General features: G+C 69.5%; 22 protein-coding genes. 7 read left to right on the forward strand and 15 right to left on the reverse strand.

Annotation, left to right across the window (positions count from 1 at the left end; all coding sequences use genetic code 11):
* Window positions 1-18: 18 nt before the first annotated feature.
* The 8 genes from LQ326_RS10425 to LQ326_RS10460 form a co-directional block, all read right to left on the reverse strand.
* Window positions 19-633, reverse strand: a complete 615-nt coding sequence (locus LQ326_RS10425; RefSeq protein ID WP_234534952.1) for a response regulator transcription factor — start codon at window positions 631-633, stop codon at window positions 19-21.
* A complete protein-coding gene (locus tag LQ326_RS10430) occupies window positions 630-1,838 on the reverse strand; it encodes a sensor histidine kinase (RefSeq protein ID WP_372496801.1) in 1,209 nt (402 codons plus the stop codon). The genes LQ326_RS10425 and LQ326_RS10430 overlap by 4 nt, the downstream gene beginning before the upstream one ends.
* Window positions 1,835-2,575 (reverse strand): ABC transporter permease, encoded by a 741-nt coding sequence (locus tag LQ326_RS10435; protein ID WP_234534954.1) that lies wholly within the window; start codon window positions 2,573-2,575, stop codon window positions 1,835-1,837. The genes LQ326_RS10430 and LQ326_RS10435 overlap by 4 nt, the downstream gene beginning before the upstream one ends.
* Window positions 2,572-3,540 carry an ABC transporter ATP-binding protein gene (locus LQ326_RS10440; RefSeq protein WP_234534956.1) on the reverse strand — a complete coding sequence of 323 codons (969 nt, stop codon included), beginning with the start codon at window positions 3,538-3,540 and terminating at the stop codon, window positions 2,572-2,574. The genes LQ326_RS10435 and LQ326_RS10440 overlap by 4 nt, the downstream gene beginning before the upstream one ends.
* Window positions 3,541-3,681: 141 nt before the next feature.
* Window positions 3,682-6,099, reverse strand: a complete 2,418-nt coding sequence (locus tag LQ326_RS10445; protein WP_234534958.1) for a hypothetical protein — start codon at window positions 6,097-6,099, stop codon at window positions 3,682-3,684.
* Between the two features lie 156 nt (window positions 6,100-6,255).
* Complete coding sequence (locus LQ326_RS10450) at window positions 6,256-6,672, reverse strand: DUF6113 family protein (RefSeq protein WP_234534960.1); 417 nt, start codon at window positions 6,670-6,672, stop codon at window positions 6,256-6,258.
* The gene (gene mshB, locus LQ326_RS10455; RefSeq protein WP_234534961.1) at window positions 6,669-7,535 is read right to left on the reverse strand and encodes an N-acetyl-1-D-myo-inositol-2-amino-2-deoxy-alpha-D-glucopyranoside deacetylase; all 867 of its coding nucleotides are present in this window, start codon (window positions 7,533-7,535) and stop codon (window positions 6,669-6,671) included. Before mshB ends, LQ326_RS10450 begins: the two co-directional genes overlap by 4 nt.
* A 71-nt stretch (window positions 7,536-7,606) precedes the next feature.
* Window positions 7,607-7,801, reverse strand: a complete 195-nt coding sequence (locus LQ326_RS10460; RefSeq protein ID WP_046733847.1) for a hypothetical protein — start codon at window positions 7,799-7,801, stop codon at window positions 7,607-7,609.
* A gap of 190 nt (window positions 7,802-7,991) precedes the next feature.
* On the opposite strand from LQ326_RS10460, the gene LQ326_RS10465 reads away from it, so the two are divergent.
* Window positions 7,992-10,118: a prolyl oligopeptidase family serine peptidase gene (locus LQ326_RS10465; RefSeq protein ID WP_234534964.1), complete on the forward strand. Its 2,127-nt coding sequence runs from the start codon at window positions 7,992-7,994 to the stop codon at window positions 10,116-10,118.
* A 218-nt stretch (window positions 10,119-10,336) separates the two neighbouring features.
* On the opposite strand, the gene LQ326_RS10470 is transcribed toward LQ326_RS10465, so the two are convergent.
* The 5 genes from LQ326_RS10470 to LQ326_RS10490 are packed head-to-tail and all read right to left on the reverse strand — an operon-like array spanning window position 10,337 to window position 15,933.
* A complete protein-coding gene (locus tag LQ326_RS10470) occupies window positions 10,337-11,422 on the reverse strand; it encodes an ABC transporter ATP-binding protein (RefSeq protein WP_234534966.1) in 1,086 nt (361 codons plus the stop codon).
* Window positions 11,415-12,389 (reverse strand): ABC transporter ATP-binding protein, encoded by a 975-nt coding sequence (locus tag LQ326_RS10475; RefSeq protein ID WP_234534967.1) that lies wholly within the window; start codon window positions 12,387-12,389, stop codon window positions 11,415-11,417. The genes LQ326_RS10470 and LQ326_RS10475 overlap by 8 nt, the downstream gene beginning before the upstream one ends.
* A 9-nt stretch (window positions 12,390-12,398) precedes the next feature.
* Window positions 12,399-13,379, reverse strand: coding sequence for an ABC transporter permease (locus LQ326_RS10480; protein WP_234534969.1), 981 nt, complete (start codon window positions 13,377-13,379; stop codon window positions 12,399-12,401).
* Entirely contained in the window at window positions 13,372-14,295 is a 924-nt protein-coding gene (locus tag LQ326_RS10485) for an ABC transporter permease (RefSeq protein ID WP_234534971.1), read from the reverse strand. The genes LQ326_RS10480 and LQ326_RS10485 overlap by 8 nt, the downstream gene beginning before the upstream one ends.
* Before the next feature lie 6 nt (window positions 14,296-14,301).
* Window positions 14,302-15,933: a peptide ABC transporter substrate-binding protein gene (locus LQ326_RS10490; protein ID WP_234534973.1), complete on the reverse strand. Its 1,632-nt coding sequence runs from the start codon at window positions 15,931-15,933 to the stop codon at window positions 14,302-14,304.
* Between the two features lie 520 nt (window positions 15,934-16,453).
* Between LQ326_RS10490 and LQ326_RS10495 the strand changes: the two genes are divergently transcribed.
* The 5 genes from LQ326_RS10495 to LQ326_RS10515 all read left to right on the forward strand — a co-directional run bounded on the left by LQ326_RS10495 (window position 16,454) and on the right by LQ326_RS10515 (window position 22,557).
* A complete protein-coding gene (locus LQ326_RS10495) occupies window positions 16,454-17,482 on the forward strand; it encodes an ABC transporter permease (protein ID WP_234534975.1) in 1,029 nt (342 codons plus the stop codon).
* Window positions 17,483-17,563: 81 nt separating this feature from the next.
* Window positions 17,564-19,321, forward strand: a complete 1,758-nt coding sequence (locus tag LQ326_RS10500; protein ID WP_234534977.1) for an ABC transporter substrate-binding protein — start codon at window positions 17,564-17,566, stop codon at window positions 19,319-19,321.
* 99 nt (window positions 19,322-19,420) lie between these two features.
* The gene (locus LQ326_RS10505; protein ID WP_234534979.1) at window positions 19,421-20,401 is read left to right on the forward strand and encodes an ABC transporter permease; all 981 of its coding nucleotides are present in this window, start codon (window positions 19,421-19,423) and stop codon (window positions 20,399-20,401) included.
* A 45-nt stretch (window positions 20,402-20,446) separates the two neighbouring features.
* Window positions 20,447-21,487 carry an ABC transporter ATP-binding protein gene (locus LQ326_RS10510; protein WP_234534981.1) on the forward strand — a complete coding sequence of 347 codons (1,041 nt, stop codon included), beginning with the start codon at window positions 20,447-20,449 and terminating at the stop codon, window positions 21,485-21,487.
* Between the two features lie 26 nt (window positions 21,488-21,513).
* Window positions 21,514-22,557: an ABC transporter ATP-binding protein gene (locus LQ326_RS10515; RefSeq protein WP_234534982.1), complete on the forward strand. Its 1,044-nt coding sequence runs from the start codon at window positions 21,514-21,516 to the stop codon at window positions 22,555-22,557.
* A 137-nt stretch (window positions 22,558-22,694) separates the two neighbouring features.
* On the opposite strand, the gene LQ326_RS10520 is transcribed toward LQ326_RS10515, so the two are convergent.
* Window positions 22,695-23,951 carry an MFS transporter gene (locus tag LQ326_RS10520; protein WP_234534984.1) on the reverse strand — a complete coding sequence of 419 codons (1,257 nt, stop codon included), beginning with the start codon at window positions 23,949-23,951 and terminating at the stop codon, window positions 22,695-22,697.
* Between the two features lie 148 nt (window positions 23,952-24,099).
* Window positions 24,100-24,507 carry an ATP-binding protein gene (locus tag LQ326_RS10525; protein ID WP_234534986.1) on the reverse strand — a complete coding sequence of 136 codons (408 nt, stop codon included), beginning with the start codon at window positions 24,505-24,507 and terminating at the stop codon, window positions 24,100-24,102.
* A gap of 198 nt (window positions 24,508-24,705) precedes the next feature.
* Between LQ326_RS10525 and LQ326_RS10530 the strand changes: the two genes are divergently transcribed.
* A complete protein-coding gene (locus LQ326_RS10530; protein ID WP_234534988.1) occupies window positions 24,706-25,557 on the forward strand; it encodes a helix-turn-helix domain-containing protein in 852 nt (283 codons plus the stop codon).
* The last annotated feature ends 1 nt before the right edge of the window (window position 25,558 follow it).

Below are 25,558 nucleotides of genomic sequence, written 5' to 3' on the forward strand. Positions count from 1 at the left end.
CCGGGCAGGCACCGCTCCCTACAGCCAGCCCTTCTCCCGCGCGATCCGGACCGCTTCCGCTCTGTTGCGCACCGCCAGTTTCTGGATCGCCGTCGAGAGGTAGTTGCGTACCGTTCCCTGCGAAAGGTGCAGGGCGGCCGCCAGTTCCGCGTTCGTGGAGCCGTCGGCCGCCGCGCGAAGGATCTCGCGCTCGCGGTCGGTGAGGGGGTTGGCGCCCTCGGCGAGGGCAGCTGCCGCGAGGGTGGGGTCGATGACGCGTTCGCCGGCCAGGACCTTGCGGACGGCCGCGGCGAGCTGGGCGGCGGGGGCGTCCTTGACCAGGAACGCGTCGGCGCCCGCCTCCATCGCGCTGCGCAGATAGCCGGGCCGCCCGAAGGTGGTGAGGACGACCAGCTTCACGGCGGGCAGCGCCGCGTGCAGGCGCGCCGCCGCCTCGATGCCCGTGCAGCCCGGCATCTCGATGTCGAGCAGGGCCACGTCGACGGCGTTCGCCCGAGCGGCGGCCAGCACCTCGTCGCCGCGGGCGACCTGGGCCACGACCTCGATGTCGTCCTCCAGGCCAAGCAGGGCGGCCAGCGCCTCGCGGACCATCGACTGGTCCTCGGCGAGGAGGACCTTGATCGTGCTGCTCATGCCCCGGATCCTACGGCCACGCCGGAGCCGAGCGGGACCCGGGCGACCAGCCGGAAACCGCGCTTCACACGGCCCGCCTCCAGCGTGCCGCCCGTCTTCTCCAGACGTTCGGTGAGCCCGGTGAGCCCGTTGCCGGGGCCCTTGCCGGAACCGCCCGAACCGTTGTCCTCCACGGCGAGTTCGAGGACCGGCCCGTCCAGGGTCTGCCGGCGCAGCAGCTCCACCGTGCAGGCGCTCGCGCCGCTGTGCCGCACGACGTTGGTGATCGCCTCCCGCAGCGCCCACGCGAGGGCCGCCTCGCCCTCGTCGGGTACGCCGGTCAGGTCGGGGTCGGCCGGGACCTCGGCGGTGACCGCGGCGGCGGTCAGGGCCACCTGGGCGCCGGCCAGTTCGGCGGCGAGCCGGGGCCGCCGGTAGCCGGTGACGGCCTCGCGGACGTCCACCAGGGCCTGGCGGCTGACCTGTTCGATGTCGACGACCTGCTGGGCCGCCTTGTCGGGGTGGTCGGGGAGCATCCGGCCGGCCAGCTCGCTCTTCAGCGTGATCAACGAAAGAGAGTGCCCCAGCAGATCGTGCAGGTCGCGGGCGAGGCGCAGCCGCTCCTCGTTGGCGGCCAGGTGGGCGACGGTGGCACGGGCCTTGCGCAGTTCGACGGTGGTGGCGACGAGCTGCCGTACGCCGGTCATGGCGTAGCCGACCATGAGCACCACCAGGAACAGGCTCCAGGCCTCCCCCACGTCGTGCACGTACCAGCCCGCCAGCATCATGGCGGCGGTGGTCACCGGGATCGTCCAGTAGGCGACCCGCAGCGGGAGGGTCACTCCGCACATCACGGAGAGGTACACGAACAGGCCGAACCAGGAGCCGCCGAGGGTGCAGGCCAGGACGATGGCGAGCGTCCACTCCACGACGACCGCCACGATGACGGTCCAGCCGAGGAAGGGCCGGCCGATGGAACGGAAGACGGTGACCAGGTAGATCGCGACGAAGGCCGTCAGGCCCGCCCAGCCGGCCGCCGTGGCCCCGGTGGTGTGGTGGCCGGAGGCCAGGTCGTTCGCCGGGGACGCGAGGAAGACCAGCCAGGGCAGCACCCACACCAGCTTGCGCAGCGTCGCGCCCCGGGTGCGGGGCGGCTGTCCGGTTCCCTCCAGCCGGTCCGCCCTCGCTTCCTCGTCGGGCCGCGGGTCTTCTGTCATCGTGCTCACGCCTTCAGCGTGTCCTTCCGGTACAGCCAGGCCGCGCCGCCGGTGAAGAGGGCGAAGAAGACGACGAGGATGGCGATGTCCTGGGCTTTCGGGGCCTGGCTCTGCTCGATGGCCCGTCCCAGCGCAGCGTACGCGTGCGTGGGCAGCCACTTCGCGATGTCCTGGAGCCAGGCCGGGAAGGAGGAGGACGGCCACCACAGGCCGCCGAGGATCGACAGGCCGAAGTAGGTGATCATCGTGATCGGGCGGACCGCGTCCCCGGAGGCGAGGTACCCGATGGCGACGCCGAGGGCGGCGAAGACCAGGCTGCCGGCCCAGATCGCGCCGGTGAGCGCGAGCCACTGCCAGGCCTCCAGACGTACGTGCTTCACGGACGCGGCGACCAGGAAGACGACCACGATGGACGGCAGGCTGACGACGGCGGCGCCGGCGGTCTTGGCGAGGACGTAGCCGCGCCCCGGCAGGGTGGTCAGCCGCAGCTGCCGTACCCAGCCGCTCTCGCGCTCCTTGGCGATGCGTTCGCTGTTGCCCATCAGGACGGCGGTGAGGGCGCCGAAGGAGGCCATGGAGACCATGACGTAGGCGGCGACGGACAGCCCGGAGTCGTCGACGCTCTGGTTGCCGCCGCCTTGGCCGGCGACCAGCAGGAAGATGATCGACGGGTAGATCACCGAGAAGAACAGGAACTTGCGGTTGCGCAGGGCGCGGGCGAGCTCCAGCTTGATCAGGGCGTTCACGACTGCGTGACCTCCTTGGCCTCTTCGGCCTCCGTGATGGCGACGAACGCCTGCTCCAGTCCGAGCCCGGCGACTTCGAGGTTGCGGGGGTAGACGCCGAGGCCGTACAGGGCGTGGACGGTGGCGTCGGCGTCGGACGACTGCATCCGGACGGTCTGGCCGCTCCCCGCGGCGGAGCCGCTTTTCGACACAGTGACGGCGGTGAGGAAGGGAAGCGCCCGCAGCGGCGCCTCGTCGATCTCGCCCTCCAGGTCGAAGGAGATCCTTCTCGCTCCCGCCTTGGCCTTGATCTCGGCGGCCGTCCCGTCGGCCAGCAGCCGGCCCCGGTGCAGCACCAGCACCCGGTCGGCGACGGCGTCGGCCTCTTCCAGGTAGTGCGTGGCGAACAGCACGGTCCGCCCCTGGTCGGCCTGTTCGCGCATGGTGGCCCAGAAGGCCTGGCGGGCGGAGACGTCCATGCCGGTGGTCGGCTCGTCCAGGACGATCAGGTCGCTGTCACCGGCGGTGGCGAGGGCGAAGCGGACCCGCTGGGCCTGGCCGCCGGAGAGCTTGTTGACCTTGCGGCCGGCGATCTGCGAGATGCCGGCGCGGGCGAGGACGTCGGTGACCCGGTACGGCTTCGGGTGCAGCTCGCAGGCCAGCTTGACCAGTTCCTGGACGGTGACCTCGTCCATCAGGCCGCCGCTCTGCAGCATCGCGCCCACTCGTCCGGCGACGATGGCCTCCCGCGGGCTCAGGCCGAAGACGCTGACCGTGCCGGCGTCGGCGTGCTTGAGGCCGAGCAGCAGGTCGAGCGTGGTCGACTTGCCCGCGCCGTTGGGCCCGAGCAGGGCCACGGTCTCCCCCGGGTGCAGCCGCAGCGAGAGTCCGTCGACCGCCCGCACGTTCCCGTAGATCTTGCTCACTTGGTCGAATCCGACCACCACCGGGGTCCCGGTGCCCGTCGTCGCCGCTGTCGTTGTCATGCGTCCATGCTGGCCGCGAGCCCCTGGCCGGGGGCAGTGTCGGGCGTCCGGAGAGCCGCATGACAGATGTCATGAACAGGGCCCGACATGCCGAGAGGGGGGCGCCCGGTGGGTACCGGGCGCCCCCCTCTGGGGCCTGCGTCAGTTCGGGTTGGTGGCGATGACGCCGATGCGCTCCGCCGCCGTCTTGCCGACCAGGGCCTTGCGCAGTGCGGAGGCGACGTCCTGCGGGGTGACAGCCGTCTTCTGTCCCGTGGCGCGGGTGATCAGCACACCGTCGAAGGTACTGCCGTACGCGTCCTTGAGGGCCTTGAGGTTGTACGTCTCCACCAGCTTGCCGTCTATCGCCTTGAAGCCGAGGATCTTCGGCAGTGACAGGGCGCCGAACGGGATGCTGTGCGCCGCATCCGTCTGCACGTAAACCTTGTTCGACATCGCCGGCTCCGCGAACGCCTTCATCTCGCGGTCGACCTCCGCGTTGGAGACCGTCGGCTGCACGGTGGTCGTCGGCACGTTCACCGGGGAGGCGGTGCCGGTCTCCACCAACGTCTTGTACGCCTGCTCGACCGCCTTGGTGGAGGCGGCCGCGTCGATGCCCTTGCCCGCCTTGCCGTAGACCGCGACCGCCTTGCCGGAGGTGAACTTGATGGTGCCCTCGGTCACCGAGCCGGAGCCGCCGCCGAGGTCCTTGAGGGCGGCCTGGAGCTTCTCCTCGTCCACCGGCATGACGGGGTCGACGACCCGCTTCTGGCCGAACAGGGAGCCGACCACGGAGACCGGGTTGTAGTCGCTCTTGGCGGCCGCCTCGACGGTGTTCTGCATGTCGAACTGCAGGCCCGCCTGGTCCGGCGGCAGCGAGACGGTCTTGCCGCCGACGGACAGCTTCAGCGGCTTGTTCACCCGCGTGCCGAACACGTCGTCGAGCTTCTTGACCGCGTCGTCACGGGTGCCGCCGCCGATGTCGACACCGAGCACGGTGGTGCCCTTGGGCACGTCGGAGTGGTTCATGAGCAGCCCGGCGCCGTAGACGCCGACGCCTGCGACCACCACGACACCGCCGAGCAGCGGCAGCTTGCCGCGCTTCTTCTTGGCCTTCGCCTTGCCCTTGCCCTTGCCCTCGGCCGCGGGCGGCGAGACCGGTTCGGGCAGCTTCGGCGGCGTGTGCGGCAGCGGTCCGGTGCCGGGGGCGCCCGGCGCGAACGGGGAGTTGGCGCCCGGCGGCACGACCGGGATGCCGCTGGTGACGGTGTGTCCGGAGACGTTGTCCGCCGGGGCGCCGTAGCCGGGCATGCCGGGCTCGGGGGCGGGCTTCTGCGGGGTGAGGATCGCGGTGTCGTCGCTCAGGCCACCGCCGGGGAGGCCGGCACCGGCGGGGGCGGGGTGCGCGGCGCCGGGCCGGGCCTGGGCGGTACGAGCGCGGGGGCCACCGGGACCGCCAGGGCCGCCGGCGGGACCGCCGGGACCCGCGGGGCCGTTCGGGGTGCCGAATCGCTCACCGCCGTTGAAGGCCCCGCCCGCCGGGCCGCCCTGGCCACCGAAGGACTCGCCGCCGCCCGCCGACGGGACGAACGCGCCGTCGCCGGTGACCGGGCCGCCGGTGGGTCCTGCCGGGCCCTGCGGGCCGCCGAGGCCGCCGGGACCGCCCGGCCCGTTGAAGCCGCTGGGGCCACCGGGACCGGCCGGGCCGCCGCCGGGGGCGCCGGGACCGGCTTGGGCGCCGTTGTGGCCGCCGTTGTCGGAGAAGTAGGGCAGGTCGTCGCGGCGGTTGTCGCCGCCGCCCTTCGCACCGCCCCGGGAGCCGCCGAGCGGTCCCGCGGCGAGCGCCTCGGTCACGTCGAAGGAGCCGGTGCCGCCACCGTGGCCGGGGGCCACCGGGCCGCCGGTCGCGCCCGCGGGCAGCCCCGCGCCGTTGGTCGCGCCGGGACGGGACGCGCCGGACACGTTCATGGAGCCGACCACACCGCCCGGTCGGCCGCCGCCCGCACGCGCACCGCCCTGGGCCGCCGGGCCGCCGGGCGCCTGACCGCCGGGCGCCTGGCTGGTCGGCGTCGGACCGTTCGGTGCCGCGCCGGGCGAACCGGCGGGCGCCGCGGCGCCGTTGGCGGCGCCGCCGCGCGGACCGCCCTTGGCCGGGCCGGACTTGCGTGGCGCGAACCAGTCGTTGCCCTTCCCCTCGGCCCCCGGCGCGGGCGCCGGCTCGGCGGCGGGCAGTTCGACGGTGCCGGTGGACATCGTGGTACCCGCAGGTCGCGCGTGCCTGCCCGTCTCCTCCCCCGGGCCGCCGACGCCGGCCGCGGCACCGGCCGCTGCGCCCTCGGCGTCCGCGACGGGGGTACGGACGACCACGGGCGGAATCGGCCGGGAGCCGGGGATGTTGATCCGGATCCGGGTCGTCAGCGTGGTCTCGGTCTTGCGTTCCTCCGGCTGCGCGGCCGGACCGGCCGCGTCCGTGGCGTCGTCGGAAGCCATGGGGGTCCCGTACGGCGGTGTGCCCGAGGGGTATGCGGATCCACCGCGCCCGTTGGGCCCGGAGGACGGAGTGTCAGTTTCACGACTCAAGGCAGGTTCTCCCGGTTGGCTCCACCGCCCGTGACGACCTTGCTCGGGCGGTTCGGCGGCGCGCACCACCATACTGGCCACTTCTGACGCTTATCCCATGACCGCTTGGGAAACCCACACCGGACTCGCACGGGCGCCCCACGGCGAAGTGGTACGTCACTTGCCAAGTCGGGCGTCGTCCGCCTGAGGTTGCCGCCCGAAACCCATTGTGGCGCAGATCACAGCCAGCGCCATGCCGCCGAGCAGGAAGAGGTACGAGCCGCCTCCCGCGCCGAACAGGAAGTCACCTTCCGGCCTGCTGGCCGTGAGGAAGATGACGGCGACGACCCAGCCGAACGCGGGTGCGACGGCCCCGGAGCGGCTCGCCACGGCCCGGGCCCCGCCGAGGAAGAGTCCGGCGGCGCCGGCCAGGGCGAGCAACAGCCCGCCCGGGAACCAGCCGGCCTGGACGAGGGCCCCGGCGAGGCCGGCCACGGCCCCCAGCACGACCAGTCCGAGGAGGGCCACGGCCCGTCCGGCCGAGGGTGCCTGCAACGGTTGCGCGAGCACAGACCCGCGGTCGTCGGAACTCATGACGCCTCCCCGAGGCCCGCGAAGAGATCGGTCTCGCGCGCGGCGCCGGGCTCGCCGCCCGCCAACTCGTAGTACTCCGTGGTGAACACGGGCTGCGCCAGCTCGTTGGAGAGCGCGAAGTAGCGGGCGCCGTGCGGCGCCACCTCGATCTGGGTGGCGTGGGCGGCCATCGCGGCGGTCTTCGCGTCGGCGTACGCGGCGCCGTCGATCTCGGTGGTGACCCGGCGGTCCTCGACCACGCCCGGCACGTCGTCGAGGGTGGCGGACTTGGCGAAGGGCAGCCCCGGCAGGTCGTCCTGGAGGCGGGCGAAGGCGGCCTCGGCAACGGTGCGCGGGACTCGGTTCCAGTAGACCTTGGGGACGCGGTGGCCGGCCTCGGCGGCGAGCTCGACGGCTCTCATGGCGACACGGTGGGCCTGGATGTGGTCCGGGTGGCCGTACCCGCCGTTGTCGTCGTAGGTGACGAGGACCTGGGGGCGCGTCTCCAGGATCACCTCGGCCAGGTGCCCGGCGGCCTCGTCGACGTCGGCCTGCCAGAAGCAGCCGGGCACGCCGTTGTCGGGCAGGCCCATCATTCCGGAGTCGCGGTAGCGGCCGGGGCCGCCGAGCAGCCGGAAGTCGCCGACGCCGAGCTCGCGCATGGCGGACGCGAGCTCGCCGAACCGGTACTCCCCCAGCGCGGCACCGGTGAGATGCCTCAGCTCGGACGGGATGACCTCTCCGCCCTCACCCAGGGTGCAGGTGACCAGCGTCACATGGACACCCTGGGCCGCGTAGCGGGCCATGGTGGCGCCGTTGTTGATCGACTCGTCGTCCGGGTGCGCGTGCACGAGCAGGAGACGCCGGGAGGGCAGTTCCGTCATGTGCCCACCCTACGAAACGGCACCGGCAGTGCCGCGCAGCCCGGGTCGACCGGTGCGAAAAGTGACCGCTGTCAGAACTTGATGCTGCCGATCATGCTGGCGACGTTGGTCGTCAGGTCGCTGATCGTCGGTGCGACGGTCGAGGAGGCGAGATAGAACCCGAGCAGCATGCACACCACGGCATGACCACCCTTCAGACCCGACTTCTTGATCAACAAGAAGACGATGATCGCCAGCAGCACCACCGCCGAAATCGAGAGTGCCACGGCGGCTCACCTCCAAAGATCCCAGGGACGCGGGGGGTTCGGACTATGGGGGTTGTAGATCGGTACAGCAATTCCCTGCGCAAGCCAGCAGGTTCATACCCACCTAGCGGTAGTGATCATAACTATGCGTGCTCGCGCATCGCTCGGCGCACGGCCGCACAAGGGGGCGCATGGCCAATATGGTCGGGGCATGACGACCGAGGCTGTCTCATTCCCCCGCCGGCACGCCCGCACGCTGCGTTTCACGCTCGGCGCGCCGCGCGCGTTCACCGTGGCCCCCGACGGCTCCCGCGTGGCGTTTCTGCGCTCCGGATCCGGCACCGACCGCGCAAACTCCCTCTGGGTTCTCGATCTGCCGAGCGGCGGGGAGCGCCTCGCGGCGGACCCCCGCGCCCTGCTCGGCGGAGCCGAGGAGAACCTCTCGCCCGAGGAGCGGGCCCGTCGCGAACGCAGCCGTGAGGGCGGTGCCGGCATCGTCGGCTACGCCACGGACGCGGCCCTGGAGTTGGCGTCTTTCGCCTTGTCAGGGCGGCTTTTCACGGCCGAGCTCAGGGCCGGCACGGCACGCGAACTCACCGTCCCCGGGCCGGTGATCGACCCTCGCCCGTCCCCCGACGGCCGCCATGTCGCGTACGTCGTGGAGGGCGCCCTGCGCGTGGTGGGCGCCGAGGGCGAGGGCGACCGGGCGCTCGCGGAGCCGGAGTCGGATCAGGTCACCTACGGATTGGCCGAGTTCATCGCGGCCGAGGAGATGAGCCGCACCCGCGGCTTCTGGTGGTCGCCGGAGTCCGACCGGCTGCTCGTCGCGCGCGTGGACGACACGCCGGTACGGCGGTGGTGGATCGCCGACCCCGCCCACCCGGAGCGTGAGCCACATCATGTCGCCTACCCGGCGGCGGGCACCGAGAACGCGGACGTACGCCTGTTCGTCCACGGTCTCGGCGGGGAGCGCACCGAGGTCTCCTGGGACCGGGAGCGCTACCCGTACCTGGCCCATGTGCACTGGTCAGAGGCGGGTGCCCCGCTGCTGCTCGTCCAAGCGCGCGACCAGCGCAGCCAGCTGTTCCTGGCCGTGGACCCGGGGTCGGGAGCGACCCGGATGGTGCACGCCGACGAAGATCCAACATGGCTTGAACTGTTCGGCGGAGTGCCCTGCTGGAGCCCCTCCGGACAGCTGGTCCGGATCGCCGACGAGGGCGGCGCCCGGGTCCTCGCGGTAGGTGAACGACCGCTCACCGGACCCCAGTTGCACATCCGTGCGGTGCTCGACGTGACCGCCGATGACGTGCTGGTTTCCGCGTCCGCCGGCGAGGAGGCCGAGTCCCCCGAGACCGGCGAGGTGCACGTCTACCGGGTGAACGAGCTCGGCGTGGAGCGCGTGTCGCAGGAGCCCGGCGTGCACACGGCGGTGCGCGCCGGAGGCGTGACCGTACTGGTCTCCGCCACACTGGACCGGCCGGGCAGCCGCACCCAGGTACTGCGCGACGGGAAGCACTTGGCGACTGTCACCTCGTACGCCGAAGACCCCGGTTTGTCCCCGCGCGTGACGCTCATCGAGGGGGGCGCACGCCGAATTCCGTGCGCCGTGCTTATGCCACGGGACTACCACGGGGACACTCTCCTTCCGGTTCTGCTCGACCCCTACGGTGGTCCGCACGGCCAGCGGGTGGTGGCCGCACACAACGCCCACCTGACCTCCCAGTGGTTCGCCGACCAGGGCTTCGCGGTGATCGTCGCCGACGGCCGCGGCACCCCGGGCCGCTCCCCCGCCTGGGAGAAGTCCATCAAGGACGACGTCGCGGCGATCGTCCTCCAGGACCAGGTCGACGCCCTCCAGGCACTCGCCGCCGACTTCCCGCTCGACCTGACCAAGGTGGCCGTCCGCGGCTGGTCCTTCGGCGGTTACCTCGCCGCCCTCGCGGCCCTGCGCCGCCCGGACGTCTTCCACGCGGCGGTGGTCGGCGCCCCGGTGACCGACCTGCGCCTGTACGACACCCACTACCAGGAGCGCTACCTCGGCCACCCCGGCCAGCAGCCGGAGGTCTACCGCCGCAACTCGGTGATCGACGACGCGGGCCTGGTCGATGCGGCCGAACCCCACCGCCCGATGATGATCATCCACGGCCTGGCGGACGACAACGTGGTGGTCGCCCACTCGCTGCGGCTGTCCAGCGCCCTCCTGGCCGCGGGGCGCCCCCACGAAGTCCTCCCGCTGTCGGGCGTGACCCACATGACCCCACAGGAACAGGTGGCGGAGAACCTGCTGCTGCTCCAGCTGGACTTCTTGAAGCGGACGCTGGGGCTGGCGCCCCTCTAGGGGCGCGGGGAACTGCGCGCCGAGCCCCCACCGGCCCGCGGATCCCCTTCGGCCGCACCCAGCGGAGCGAACGGCAACGGGCCGGGATGACATGGCGCATCCCGGCCCGTTTACGGCACCCGCACGGCCGTACGCTGTTAAGCGTGCCGCGTCCGTATATCGGGGCCGGGTCGCCGAAGTTGCTTGCGTGTTAACGCGATTGACCCGGGTATGCCCCGCTACGCACCCCCGTTTCCAAGATCGTCCAGCACTCCCGGGGCCTGCTCCTCCGGCGGGACCACCCGCTTCTCCTCCGCGAAGTGGCAGGCGGAGTCGTGGGCGGCCGGCCCCGGCGCGAGCCGGAAGACCGCGGGCACCGCGAGCAACGGCACCTCCAGCGCGCACCGCTCCTCGGCCTTCCAGCACCGCGTGCGGAACCGGCACCCCGACGGAATGTTCGTGGGCGACGGGACGTCCCCGCTCAGGATGATCCGTTCCCGGCGCGCCCGCGCCTCGGGGTCCGGTACCGGCACCGCGGACAGCAGGGCCTGGGTGTACGGGTGGGTGGCGTGGCCGTAGATCTCCTCGTCCTTGCCGATCTCCACGATCCGCCCGAGGTACATCACGCCGACCCGGTCCGAGATGTGCCGCACGATCGACAGGTCGTGGGCGATGAAGACGTAACTCAGGTCGAAGTCGTTCTGGAGCCGGTCGAGCAGGTTGATCACCTGGGCCTGTACGGAGACGTCGAGCGCGGACACCGGCTCGTCGGCGACGATCACCTCGGGACGCAGCGCCAGAGCCCGTGCGATGCCGATGCGCTGCCGCTGGCCGCCGGAGAACTGGTGGGGATAGCGGTTGATGTACTCGGGGTTGAGCCCCACGACGTCCAGCAGTTCCCGCACCCGCTTGCGCCGGTCTCCCTTGGGTACCGCGTCGGGGTGGATCTCGTACGGCTCCCCGATGATGTCGCCGACGGTCATCCGGGGGTTGAGGGAGGTGTACGGGTCCTGGAAGACCATCTGGATGTTGCGGCGGACCGTTTTGAGCGCGCGGCCGCTCAGCTTGGTGATGTCCTCGCCCTTGTACCTGATCGACCCCGCGGTCGGCCGCTCGAGATTGACGAGCATCTTGGCAACGGTCGACTTGCCGCAGCCGGACTCCCCGACGATGCCGAGGGTCTCTCCTTTGTCGAGCGCGAAGTCGACACCGTCAACGGCCTTGACGGCACCGATCTGTTTCTTGATCAAGATCCCCTGGGTCAGGGGGTAGTACTTGACCAGTCCACTCACTTCCAGGATCGGCTCAACCACCCCGTCAACCATTGAGGCATTCCCTCCAGAAGTGACAGGCGCTGCCCCGGTGCCGGTCCACCTCGTACAGCGGCGGTTCGTCGGTGCGGCACACGTCCTGGGCCATCGGGCAGCGCGGGTTGAAGGCACACCCCGGAGGGATGTTCATGAGGTTGGGCGGCAGGCCCTTGATGGCGTAGAGCTCCTTGCCCTTCTGGTCGAGGCGCGGGATGGAGTCGAGGAGCCCGCGCGTATAGGGGTGGGCCGGTGCCTTGTAGATGTCGTGCACGGGCGCGGACTCGACGACCCGCCCCGCGTACATCACGGCGATGCGGTCCGCCACGTCCGCGACCACGCCCAGGTCGTGGGTGATGAGGATCAGCCCCATGCGGTAATCGCGCTGCAACTCCGCAAGCAGGTCCATGACCTGGGCCTGCACGGTCACGTCCAGCGCGGTCGTCGGCTCGTCGGCGATGACGAGCGCCGGTTCCAGGGCCAGCGCCATGGCGATCATGATGCGCTGGCGCATGCCCCCGGAGAACTGGTGCGGATAGTCCCGCACCCGCTGGGCGGCGCCCGGGATCCGCACCCGGTCCATCAGCTCGACGGCCCTCGCCCGCGCGTCCTTCTTCGACATCCCCCGGTGCACGACGAACATCTCGCCGAGCTGGTCGCCCACGCTCAGCACCGGGTTGAGCGCCGACAGCGCGTCCTGGAAGATCATCGCCATCTCGGCGCCCCGGACCTTCCGTCGCTCCTCCTCTTTCAGTTTCAGCAGGTCGCGTCCCTTGAAGAGGATCTCGCCCGCGCCGATCCGCCCGGGCGGCGTGTCGAGGATCCCCATCACGGCCTGGGCGGTCACCGACTTCCCGGACCCCGACTCGCCCAGCACGGCCAGCGTCTCGCCGGCGTCGACGGCGTACGAGACGCCGTTGACCGCCTTCGCCACCCCGTCCCGGGTCCGGAACTCCACCCGCAGATCGCGTACTTCGAGCAGCATGGCGCCCGTTCACCTCAGCTTCGGGTCGAGGGCGTCGCGCACCGCGTCGCCGAGCATGATGAAGGCCAGGACGGTCAGTGCGAGCGCCCCGGAGGGCCACAGCAGCGCGTGCGGGGCGTTGCGGATGTAGGGCGAGGCGGCGGAGATGTCGATGCCCCAGGAGACGCTGGGCGGCTTCAGGCCGACGCCGAGGTACGACAGGGTCGCCTCCAGGGCGATGTAGGTGCCGAGCGCGATGGTCGCCACGACGATCACGGGGGCGACGGCGTTCGGCGCGATGTGCCGCAGCAGGACGCGGGAGTTGGAGGCGCCGAGGGCGCGGGCGGCCTGGACGTAGTCGTTCTGTCTGGCGGTGATCACCGAGCCGCGGGCGATCCGGGAGATCTGGGGCCAGCCGAGCAGCACCATGAACCCGATGACCGGCCAGACCGTATTGCTCGTCACCACCGAGAGGAGGACGAGACCGCCGAGGACGACCGGGATCGCGAAGAAGACGTCGGTGATCCGGGACAGCACCGAGTCCCAGAACCCGCCGAAGAACCCGGCGAGCCCGCCGAGCACCGACCCGAGCAGCGCGACCCCGAGCGTGGCGCAGACACCCACCGTGACGGACGTACGGGCGCCGTACACGGTCCGCGTGTACACGTTGCAGCCCTGGCCGTCGTACCCGAAGGGAGCGCCCGGCTGGGAGCCCTCCTGGGCCTTGGCGAGGTCGCATGCGAGGGGGCTGCCGGAGGCGATCAGGGACGGCCACAGGGAGATGACGACGAGGAAGAGGATGACGAGGGCGGAGACGACGAAGACCGGGTTGCGGCGCAGGTCCCGCCAGGCGTCCGACCACAGGGAGCGGGGCCTGGCCCCAGGGCCGGTGCCGAGCGGCCCTCCCGGCGTCCGCTCCAGCGTCTCGGCCTCGGTCGCCGCGAGGTCCATCGCCCCGCCCATGCCCGTCCCGGCGATGGCCCGGTCCTGGTCGAACGGCTGCTCAGGCATAGCGGATCCTCGGGTCGAGTACGGCGTAGAGCAGGTCCACCAGGAGGTTGGCCACCAGGAACACCAGGACCAGCACGGTCACGAACCCGACCACCGTCTGGGTGTTCTGCCGCAGGATCCCCTGGTAGAGCTGGTAGCCGACACCGTGGATGTTGAAGATCCGTTCGGTGACGATCGCGCCGCCCATGAGCGCGCCGATGTCGGTGCCGATGAAGGTGACGACGGGGATGAGGGAGTTGCGCAGCAGGTGCCGGGTGACGACCCGGCGGCGGGGCAGGCCCTTGGCGACGGCGGTACGGACGTAGTCGCTCTGTTTGTTCTCGGCGATGGAGGTGCGGGTCAGCCGCGTGACGTAGGCGAGCGACACGGAGGCGAGCACCAGCCCGGGAACGATCAGCTCGCCGAAGGCGGCGTCCGGCGAGACGGAGGGTCTGATCCAGCCCCATCGCACTCCCAGGAGGAGCTGGAGCAGCAGGCCGGTGACGAAGGTCGGTACGGAGATGACGACCAGGGTGGCGAGCAGGACTCCCGTGTCGACGGGCCGCCCGCGCCGCAGTCCGGTCACGACGCCCAGCGTGATGCCGATCACGATCTCGAAGACGACGGCCACGACGGTCAGCCGGATGGTGACGGGGAACGCGGTGGACATCAGCTCGGTGACCGGCTGGCCGTTGAACGCCGTACCGAAGTCCCCGGTGAAGACGTTCCCCATGTAGGTGAGGTATTGCCGCCACACCGGCTTGTCGAGGCCGAACTCCTTCTTCAGCTGGGCGGCGGTCGCCGGGTCGCAGGCCCGCTCACCGCACAGGCCGGCGATCGGGTCGCCCATCACATTGACCATGAGGAAGATCAGCAGCGTGGCCCCGACGAACACCGGGATCATCTGGAGCAGCCGCCGGACGACGTAGCGCCCCATGCCGGTTCAGCTGACCTTGATCTCGTTGTAGACGGGGACGCTGAACGGGTTGAGGGCCACGTTCGACAGCCGTTCGGAGTAGCCGGCGCTGCCGTTCTGGTACCAGAGCGGAATGGCGGCCATGTTGTCGCGGACGACTTCCTCGGCCTGCTGGAAGGCGGAGACGGCCTTGGCGGTGTCGGTCTGGGCGTTCGCCTGGTCGACGAGTCGGTCGAAGTCCTTGTCGGACCACTTGCCGTCGTTGGAGGAGGCGTCGGTGTAGTAGAGCGGCTGGAGGAAGTTCTGGATGAGCGGGTAGTCCATCTGCCAGCCCGCGCGGAACGGTCCGGTCATCTTGTGCTGCCCGATCTGGTTGCGGAAGTCGGCGAACGTACCGACCGGATTCCCCACACACGCCTTGTCGTTGCCCAGTGCGTTGTTGATGGAGTTGCACACGGCGTCCACCCACATCCTGTGCGAGCCGGTGTCGGCGTTGTATGTGATCTTGAGCTGCCCGCCGGGGAGCCCGCCGCCCTCCCGGATCAGCCGTTTGGCCTCGGCGGGGTTGTAGTCACAGGCGCTCCCGCACAGCCCCTCCTTGAAGCCGCCGTCCGTGCCGAGCACCGGGGAGGTCCAGTCGGTGGCCGGGGTGCGGGTGTTCTGGAAGATGGTGTCGGTGATCTGCTTCCGGTTGATGGCCATGGACAGGCCGGTGCGGACCTTCTGCGCGCCGCTGTTGTTCCAGGCGCTGTCGTAGTAGGGGAAGGCGAGCGTCTGGATGATGCCGGCCGGGGTGTTGATGTAACGGCCGCCGAGGTCGCTCTTGACGTTCTTCAGCTGGGAGGCGGGCACGTCGTCGACCAGGTCGAGGTTGCCGGCGATGAGGTCGGTGTAGGCGGTGTCGCTGTCCGTGTAGACCTTGAGGTCCACTCCGGCGTTCTGCGCCTTGTCGCCGCCGGGATAGCCGTCCCACTTCTTCAGTGACATCTGCGAGCCCTTTGTGTAGGACTCGATGCGGTACGGCCCGTCGCCGACCGGTTGCGCCAGCCAGCCGGCGTGGTCGGTGAAGAAGGACTGCGGGAGCGGGGCGAAGGCGGCGTAGCCGAGGGTGTCGGGGAAGCCGGAGAACTTCTGGTTCAGCCGGACGGTGAAGGTGCGGTCGTCGACGACCTTCAGACCGGAGAGTGTGTCGGCACTCTGTGAGCCGCCGGCCGGGTGGACCTTGTCGTAGCCCTGGATGTAGCCGAAGAAGTAGGCGTTCTTCTGGTTGTTCCTGAGGCTCGCTCCGTAGTTCCAGGCGTCGACGAACGACTTGGCGGTCACCTTCTCGCCGTTGCTGAACGTCCAGCCGTCCTTGACCGTGATCGTGAAGTTCTGCGAGTCGCTCGTGTCGATCTTCTGGGCGAGCATGTCCGTCGCGTTGCCGGTCTTCGGGTCGTACTTCTTCAGACCCCGGAAGATCATGTCGAGGACCTTGCCGCCCTGGACCTCGTTGGTGTTGGCCGGCTCCAGGGGGTTCTGCGGGTCGCCCCAGGAGGAGCTGAGCACGCCGCTCTCGCCTCCGCCGCCCCCGCTGCCGCCGCCACCCCCACAGGCCGTGGCGGCGAGCGCCACCACCACCGCGCAGACCGCCCCTCGGGCGTGCGTGGCTGAACGCATGGCGTGCCTCCTCCGTGAAGGTGCTCGGTGCCGGCGGATCCATAGATGACCCGTTACCGGTCAATATCGACCGAACAGGTCGATATTGCTCACCCACTGCCCCGAACGGAGGGTCCCCGAGGGGCCCGTGGGGACCTTTAGGGGGACACGTCACCCGATTGCGGGCGGCCCTCCTGGGACCCCTTGAGGATCATGCAACGACCACGCAATGGATCTCCGCGCAACGATGCCGAAACGTTGGATTACGACCGGCCGATGTACGCATTTCGGCACCCACGCGTCCGCATAACGAACTCCTTGCCCGTTTCGAGCGATTTGCCGGAACTAAAGCACGATGCGATTACAACGCGCTACCCGCGTAGCTACGGAATGATCAAGCCCAGGCAAAGAAAGTAAAGAGACAGTCAAGCCGACCGAGAATTTATTGACCTTGAATGAATTGCGTTGAAAAAGTCCGGCGTAGCCCGTAGGGGAGTGTGCCCTGCGGAGTCATCAGACCCTCCCTTGGGCCAGGAGCACCATGACCCCCCCAACTCCATCCGCGGCTGCCCCGCTCGAGGTGACCGACGAGACCGAGAAGAAGTCGATCACTTCGGACGGCTCGAAGGGCAGCGAGAGCAGGTCGCCGGGCCGCCTGGCCTGGAAGCGCTTCAAGCGCGACCGTACGGGCGTTATATCCGCTTACGTCGTGATCTTCTTCTTCGTGATCGGCATCGCGGCACCACTGATCGCGAAGCTGTACGGGAAGAACCCGTACACCACGTACACCACCCAGCACCCTGAGCTGCTCAATGCCTTCTCGTACCCCGCAGGGCCCAATGGAGGTATGAGCTCGGAGTTCTGGTTCGGCATCGAGCCCCAGCTCGGCCGGGACGTCTTCACGTTCCTGCTGTACGCCATCCGCAACTCACTCGGCATCGCGACAGCCGCCGCACTGCTCACCACCGTCCTCGGCGTCGTGATCGGCGTCACAGCGGGCTACCTGGGCGGCAAGACGGACTACCTGGTCAGCCGGATCATCGACATCCTGCTGTCGTTCCCGTCCACGCTGTTCTTCATCGCGTTCATGCCTGTCGTCTTCGGCTTCTTCGTCGCCCCCGACGACAACATCCCGACTTCGCTCCGCGCGACCGCACTGATCCTCGTGCTGTCCGCCTTCGGCTGGGCGTCCATCGCCCGACTGCTGCGCGGACAGGTGCTCGGCCTGCGCGAGCGGGAATTCGTCGAGGCGGCGAAGGTCACGGGCGCCTCACCGATGCGCGTCGTGTTCAAGGAACTGCTGCCCAACCTCTGGACTCCGATCATCATCCAGTCCACTCTGCTGCTGCCTGCCTTCGTGACCGCCGAGGCGGGCCTGGCCTTCCTCGGCGTAGGCATGATCGATCCGACCCCCGACTGGGGCGTGATGATCGGCCGAGGCGCGCAGTTCTACACCGAGGACATCACCTTCATGCTCTTCCCGGGCATCTCCATGGTGATCTTCGTTCTCGCGTTCAACCTGCTCGGTGACTCCGTGCGCGACGCGCTCGACCCGAAGTCCAAGCGGTAGCAACCCCGTACCACCCGGCCCGGTTCGATGACGTCCGGCTGGTTCCGACCATCCGAATTGACCCCTATAGGCAGGCTCAGCATGTCTTTTTCTCGCAGAAACTTCCTGATCGCCACCGGTGTGGCTGCGGCTTCCACGACCGTGCTGAGCGCGTGCAGCAGCGGTAGCGACAGCAAGGGCTCGTCCAAGGTCCCGTCCGTTTCCGGCGCGAAGACCATGAACATCCCGGTCGGCACCAAGGCGGACTCCACGGGTCCGGCACCCGAGGTCACGGGCGCGGTCAAGGGCGGCACGGTCTACTCGCTCGACCAGTTCGACATGGACCACCTGGACCCGGCGCAGATCTACGTCTCCACCGAGGGCGCCATCACCCGCCCGATCCTGCGCGGTCTGACCGGCTACAAGGTCGACGACAAGGGCGGCGCCACGCTCGTCGGCGACGTCGCGACCGACGCCGGCACCATGAAGGACGGCGGCAAGACCTGGTCGTTCACGATCAAGGACGGCATCAAGTGGGAGGACGGCACCGACCTCTCCATGGACGACGTCCGCCACACCTTCGAGCGCCTCTTCGCCCCGTTCGTGACCGAGGGCCCCCGCTACGTCCAGCAGTGGCTGGTCGGCGGCGACAAGTACAAGGGCCCCTACGACGGCAAGAAGCTGTCCTCGATCGAGATCTCCGGCAAGACGATCACCTTCACCCTCACCGAGGCCCGCACCGACTTCAACTACACGCTGGGCATGCCCGGCTACGGCCTTGTCAACAAGAAGAACGACACCAAGGAGAAGTACGACAAGCGTCCGTACGCCCTTGGCCCCTACAAGATCGACAGCCGGAGCATCGGCAAGTCGATGACCTACGTGCGCAACGAGCACTGGGACCCCGCCACGGACTCGATCCGCAACGCGTACCCGGACAAGTACATCTTCCAGTTCGGCTTCCAGCCGGTCGCCTCCACCGACCGCTACATCGCGGACAAGGGCAACGACCAGTACGCGATGTCGATCTTCAACGAGGTGGCGGCCGAGCGCACCGCGCAGGTCCTCACCAACGCCTCGCTGAAGAAGCGTGTTCTGACCCAGGTCGACACGGTCACCTACTACTGGCCGATCAACATGACCCGGATCAAGGACCTGAAGGTCCGCCAGGCGATCAACTGGGCGTGGCCGCACCAGCAGCTGCAGACCATCCGCGGTGGTGCGTCCACCAGCGAGCTGGCCAGCACCATCCTCAGCCCGGTGACCCCCGGCTACAAGGACTTCGACCTGTACGGCGTGACCACGAAGCCCGGTGGCGACCCGGCCAAGGCGAAGGCGCTGCTGAAGGAGGCCGGCAAGGTCGGCCAGAAGCTGGTCATCGCCTACCAGCAGTCGGACAACGCGGTGAAGCAGGCCGTGGCCATCAAGAACGCCCTTGAGGCGGCCGGCTTCCAGGTCGTCAACCAGCAGGTCGACAAGACGACCTTCTACACCCAGATCGGCAAGATCGACAACGGCTACGACCTGTTCGCGGCCGGCTGGAGCCCGGACTGGCCGAACGGCTACTCGGTCTTCTTCCCCTGCTGGAGCGGCAAGAACATCGGCGACGGCCGCAGCAACTACGCCCAGCTGAACGACCCGAGCGTGAACAAGGCGATCGACGCGGCCGCCAAGATCGCCGATGTCGAAGAGGCCAACAAGGCCTGGGGTGCCATCGACAAGCAGATCATGGAGCTCGCGCCGGTCGTCCCGGACTACCACTCCATCCGCAACTGGATGTACGGATCCAAGATCGGCAACGTCGTCTACGACGCCGGCAACACCTGCGTCGCGCTCTGCAAGCTGTACGTCAAGAAGTAAGCGCACCAGACCCTCGGGGGGCGGCCGCGACCCGGCCGCCCCCCTACGGCCCACCCCTCACCCCCCGGCGACGGCGCCCCGTCCGGAAAGTCACGCCCCATGTTCCGCTTCCTTGTCCGCCGAGTCTTCGGCGCGCTGGTCATCCTCTTGATCATCAGCGCTGTCACCTTCTGGCTCTTCTACGCCATCCCGCGTGACCCCGCCACGTTGTCCTGCGGCAAGAACTGCACGCCCGACATGCTCGCGCAGGTCCGGCACAACCTGGGCATCGACCATCCGGTTCCGGTCCAGTACTGGTACTGGCTCAAGGGCATCTTCGTCGGCCGCAGCTACGGCGACTTCGGCAACTGCAGCGCGCCCTGCCTCGGGTACTCGTTCGCCAACCGCGAGCCCGTCCTCGGGACGATCATGGACAGGCTCCCGCTGACCCTGTCGCTCGCTTTCGGCTCGGCCGTCGTGTTCCTCATCTTCGGTATCGGCGCCGGCATGCTCGCCGCCGTCAAGCAGGGCAAGTGGCAGGACAAGGTCGCCAGCTCGGCGTCGCTGGTCGCCTCCTCGATGCAGATCTACTTCGTCGGCTACATCGCGATGTACTTCTTCGTCGCGAAACTCGGCATCCTGGACAACCCGTCGTACACCCCCCTCACCCAGAACCCGATCGAGTGGGCCTCGGGTCTCCTGCTGCCCTGGCTGGTGCTGGCCCTGATCTGGACCGCCAACTACACCCGTATGACGCGCTCCCAGCTGGTCGAGACGCTGAGCGAGGACTACGTCCGCACGGCCCGGGCCAAGGGCCTCTCCCGTCGGAACGTCTTCTTCCGGTTCGCCTGGCGCGGCGCGATGGGTCCGATCGTCACGATCTTCGGCATCGACCTCGCGACGCTCATCGGCGGCGCGATCATCACCGAGACCGTCTTCAGCCTCCAGGGCGTGGGCCAGCTCGCCCTGAAGTCCGTGGACCAGAGCGACCTGCCCATGGTGCTCGGCGTGACCCTGCTGTCCGCCGGCGCGATCGTGATCTTCAACATCGCCGTGGACGCCGTCTACGCACTCATCGACCCGCGGATCCGGCTCGCCTGACCTCCGCCCCACCCCCGACCTCGCATCACCCTCAGGAGCGTCCCCGTGACGAGCACCGATCAGCAGCCGTTCCTCTCCGTCAAGGACCTCAAAGTCCACTTCTCCACAGAGGACGGCATCGTCAAGGCCGTCGACGGGCTCAGCTTCGACATCGCCAAGGGCCAGACGCTCGGCATCGTCGGCGAGTCGGGCTCCGGCAAGTCCGTGACCAACCTGACCATCCTGGGTCTGCACGACGCCGCCCACACCCAGATCGACGGCGAGATCCTTCTCGACGGCCAGGAGTTGCTCACGGCTGCCGAGAAGGAGCTGGAGAAGCTTCGCGGCAACAAGATGTCGATGATCTTCCAGGACGCGTTGGCCTCGCTGTCGCCGTACCACACCATTGGCGCGCAGATCGCCGAGGTGTACCGCAAGCACACCGGCGCCTCCAAGAAGGAGGCGCGGGCGCGGGCGATCGAGATGCTGAAGCGGGTCGGGATCCCGCAGCCGGACGTCCGGGTCGACGACTACCCGCACCAGTTCTCCGGCGGTATGCGCCAGCGCGCGATGATCGCCATGGCGCTGGTCTGCGACCCCGAGCTCCTGATCGCCGACGAGCCCACCACCGCGCTCGACGTGACGGTCCAGGCCCAGATCATGGACCTCCTCAAGGACCTCCAGCGGGAGTTCGGTACGGCCATCATCTTCATCACCCACGACCTCGGCGTCATCGCCGACATCGCGGACGACGTCCTGGTGATGTACGGCGGCCGGTGCGTGGAGCGAGGCACCAAGAAGCAGGTACTGGGCAATCCGCAGCATCCGTACACGCTTGGCCTGCTCAACTCCATGCCGGCTCTGGACGGACCGGTCGACGTGCCGTTGTCGCCGATTCCCGGCTCCCCGCCCTCGCTGCTCAACCCGCCCTCCGGTTGCCGCTTCCACCCGCGCTGCGCGTTCGCGGAGAAGGTCCCGGGCGGCAAGTGCTCCAGCGTGAGCCCGGTACTCGAACTGACCGAGGGCCGCGGCTCCGCCTGCCACCTGGAACTGAGCAAGCGCGACGAACTCTTCGCCGACTACGCGGCCATCGCCGGTCACAACTGACGGACACGAGACGGGACTTCACGACCATGAGCAACACCAACCCCCTCCTGGACGTCTCCGGGCTGACCAAGCACTTCCCGATCAAGGGCGGTTTCCCGATCAAGCGGACGGTCGGCGCGGTGCAGGCGGTCGACGGCCTCGACTTCCAGGTCGCCGAGGGCGAGAGCCTGGGTCTGGTCGGTGAGTCGGGCTGCGGCAAGTCCACCACCGGCCGGCTCATCACGCGCCTCCTGGAGCCGACGGGCGGCAAGATCACCTACCGCGGCCAGGACATCACGCACGCCAACCGCAGGCAGCTGGCGCCGATCCGGTCCGAGATCCAGATGATCTTCCAGGACCCGTACGCCTCGCTGAACCCCCGTCAGACGGTCGGCAAGATCGTCGCGGGCCCGATGGAGATCAACGACATCAACCCGGCCGGCGGTCGCGAGAACCGGGTCCGCGAGCTGCTCGAAATCGTCGGTCTCAACCCCGAGCACTACAACCGCTTCCCGCACGAGTTCTCCGGCGGCCAGCGCCAGCGCATCGGCGTGGCCCGCGCCCTGGCCCTGGAACCGAAGCTGATCGTCGCCGACGAACCGGTATCCGCCCTCGACGTCTCCATCCAGGCGCAGGTGGTCAACCTTCTCCAGAAGGTCCAGCGGGAACTGGGCATCGCGTTCGTCTTCATCGCCCACGACCTCGCGATCGTGCGCCACTTCTCACAGCGCGTCGCGGTGATGTACCTCGGCAAGATCGTGGAGATCGCCGACCGCGAGGACCTGTACGACAACCCGCGCCACCCCTACACGCGGGCCCTGCTGTCCGCCGTGCCCGAGGCGACGGTCGAGGCGGAGCCGCGCGAGCGGATCCGCCTGGTCGGAGACGTCCCGTCGCCGATCAACCCGCCGTCCGGCTGCCGCTTCCGGACCCGTTGCTGGAAGGCGACGGAGAAGTGCGCGTCGGAGGCGCCGCCGCTGGTCCAGGCCGACGGCAACAAGCCCGGCCACCTGACCGCCTGCCACTATCCTGAGGTGCGCGACGCGGTTCCCGCCCCGCGCCTTGCCAAGGACCCCGAGGCAGCGGCCTGACACACCCCTTTCCGTCAGCCGCCGCCTACGGACGGACTTTCACCGGCCCATTGACCCGAGCCCTGAACGTCCGCTCCAGGGGAGCAAGGGCCCGCGCCTCCCCAGGCGCGGGCCCTTCTCGTTGCCGTTCGGCGCCCTCAGGAAGCGGTACTGGCTTCGAGGAGCCCGGACTGGGCCGCGTCAGGTGCCCGCAGCGACCGCACCCCGGGGGACACGAGCGCGGCAAGGGTGGCCGCGACGATCAGGGCGGCGCAGACGATCAGCATCCGGTCGGTGCCGAAGGCGTCGGCGGCGGGTCCTGCCAGCGCGAGGCCAAGGGGAGCGAGGGTGAGTGAGCCGAACCAGTCGTAGGAGCTGACCCGGGACAGAGCATCCTCGGGCACTTCACGCTGCATGGTGGTGGACCACAGCACGCCGAAGAAGTCCAGGCTGACGCCGGCGGTGAAGGCGCCCGCGACGACAGCCCACAGCGGTGCTCCCACCCCGAGGAGGGCCGGCGGCAAGGCGGACGGGAGGGTGAACAGGACCGCCGCCAGGATGGGCCGGGTGACCCGGGCACGGGCCGCGACCCCGGCGCCCGCCACGGCCCCCAGCGCCTGCGCCCCCACCACCAGCGACCAAGCGCGGGCCCCGCCGAAGTGGGCGCTCGCGGCCAGCGGCCCCAGGACGCCGGCGTTGGCGTTCGTGGCGGCCACCACCAGGGAGAACTGGACGACGACCACCCACAGCCACTGCCGGGAGGCGAACTCCCGCCAGCCGTCGCGCAGATCGGCCCAGCCCGAGGCGGGCTTCCGCGGCCGCCGCTTCAGCCGCAGGGAGGAGGTGAGTGCGGCGCTGACCACGAAGGAGAGACCGTTGACGGCCAGCGCCCAACCCGCCCCGACCCATGCGACGGTCACGCCCGAGAGGGCCAGCCCCAGCAGGAGGGAGGTGTTGGTGCCGACCCGCAGGAGACCGTTGGCTCGCTGGAGGTCCTCGGACGGCACCAGTTGCGGGATGACCCCGTCCATCGCGGGTCCGAAGAGAGCGGTCGCGGTGCCCGCCGTGACGGCGAGCGCGCACAGGGCGGCGACGGGGGCGTGGCCGCTGAGCACCATGGCCGCGAGCCCGCCGTAGGAGAGGGCGCCCAGCACGTCCGACACGGCCATCAGCGCGGAGCGGGAGACCCGGTCCGCGATCACCCCGCCCACCAGGACCAGGGCGAGTTGCGGGACTGCCTGGCAGGCGACGACGAGCGAGAGTTCGCCCGGGGATCCGCCGGGCAGCGAAAGCACCGCGAACGCCAGCGCGATCCGGGCGAACCCGTTGCCGAGGACGGAGATGATCCGGGCGAGTGCGAGGCGCACGAAACCGGCGTTGCGCAGCAAGGACGTGGGGTATTCCGGGGCGGACATGGACCGGCAGACTACGCTTCGTCGCCTCGGGCCAGCCTCCGCCACCCTCCTTTCCCGCCAAGTGCGCGGCTCATTGGCGCGGCTTACCGGAATCCCGCGCCACTGCAGGATCTGGAGAGGTGCGACGCCTCATGCGTCGACCCCACCATCACGCCACCCCCAAGGTGCACCACACGTACTTGCCCCGCTCCCCGAACCGGGACGACGGCTGCCAGCCCCAGCAGTCCGCACACGCCACCACCAGCCCCAGCCCCCGCCCCGCCTCGTCGAGCTCCGACACCACCCCCAACGACCGCGGGGGCTCAGGAGGCACGGGATCCGCATCCCACGCCCCGATCCACACGACACCCTCCGGGGAACGCCGCACCCGCAACGCGGCCGGCCCCTTCGTGTGCCGCACGGCATTGGACACCAGCTCCGCGGCGAGCAGCTCCGCCGTGTCGGCGAGGCCGATCAACCCGTGCATCGTCAGGATCAGACGCAGGGTGCGACGGCAGATCGTCACCGCTCTCAGATCGTTGGGAATGGAGAGCGTGTAGTCCCAGGCTTCGGACATGCGTCATCAACTCCGGTCGGATGAAGGGGATTTCACGCACGGTGGCATCGCCGCACAGCGACGGTGCGGTGCACTTCCGCAGCGTGCGCGTTACGTCACCGACAGTAGGGGTCAATTTTGGCACCACGCAAGTCGTTGCCGTAATCTGACGCTCGAACGAGTCACTGCCTCTGGGCAGTTGGGGTGGAAGGGGAAGCCATGCCACGCAGGCAGCAGGCCACCGCACGTCAGCAGCGGCTTGGTGCTGAGCTGCGGAAACTACGTGAGGCAGCAGGGCTCAAAGGACGCGACGCCGCCGAACTGCTGGGGACCGACTCAGCCCAGGTGAGCCAGTTCGAAGCCGGTCTGGCGGGCGTCAGCGAGGCCCGCGTGCGCAGGATCGCGGCCCACTATGCCTGCACGGACCAGGAACTGGTCGACGCCCTGGCTGCGATGGCCGCCGACCGGACACGCGGGTGGTGGGAGGAATACCGTGGGCGCCTGCCCTCATCGTTCCTCGACCTGTCGGAACTGGAGTACCACGCCACCTATCAGTGGGACGTGGAGTTCCTGTTCGTTCCCGGGCTTCTTCAGACCGAGGACTACGCGCGGGCGCTCTTCTCGTCACGGGTTCCCGAACTGCCCGAAGAGGAAAGGGAAGTGCGCGTCCGGCACCGTATGCACCGGCGCGTCATCCTGGAGAAGGCACCGCCCGTGCCGTACGAAGCCGTCATCCACGAGGCGGCGCTCCGGATGATGGTGGGCAGCCGCGCCGCCGCACGGGCTCAACTCGCCCGAGTGCTGGAGCTTTCCGAAGCCGAGGGCACCTCGGTCCGCGTGATCCCCTTCGACCTGGAGCACTTCATCGATGTGGGTGCCGCCATGGTGTACGCAGGAGGCCCCGTCCCCAAGTTGGACACCGTCGTACGCGACGGCCCGCATGGCACGGGCTTCGTCGACTCCGAAGCACAGCTGAGTGTGTTCCGAACGCACTTGCGTAGATTGGAGTCGGCATCACTCGACCCACGCCGGTCGCGTGACTTCATCCACAGGCTGACGAAGGAGCTGTGAG

The organism is Streptomyces shenzhenensis (assembly GCF_021462265.1).
Taxonomy (GTDB): domain Bacteria; phylum Actinomycetota; class Actinomycetes; order Streptomycetales; family Streptomycetaceae; genus Streptomyces; species Streptomyces shenzhenensis.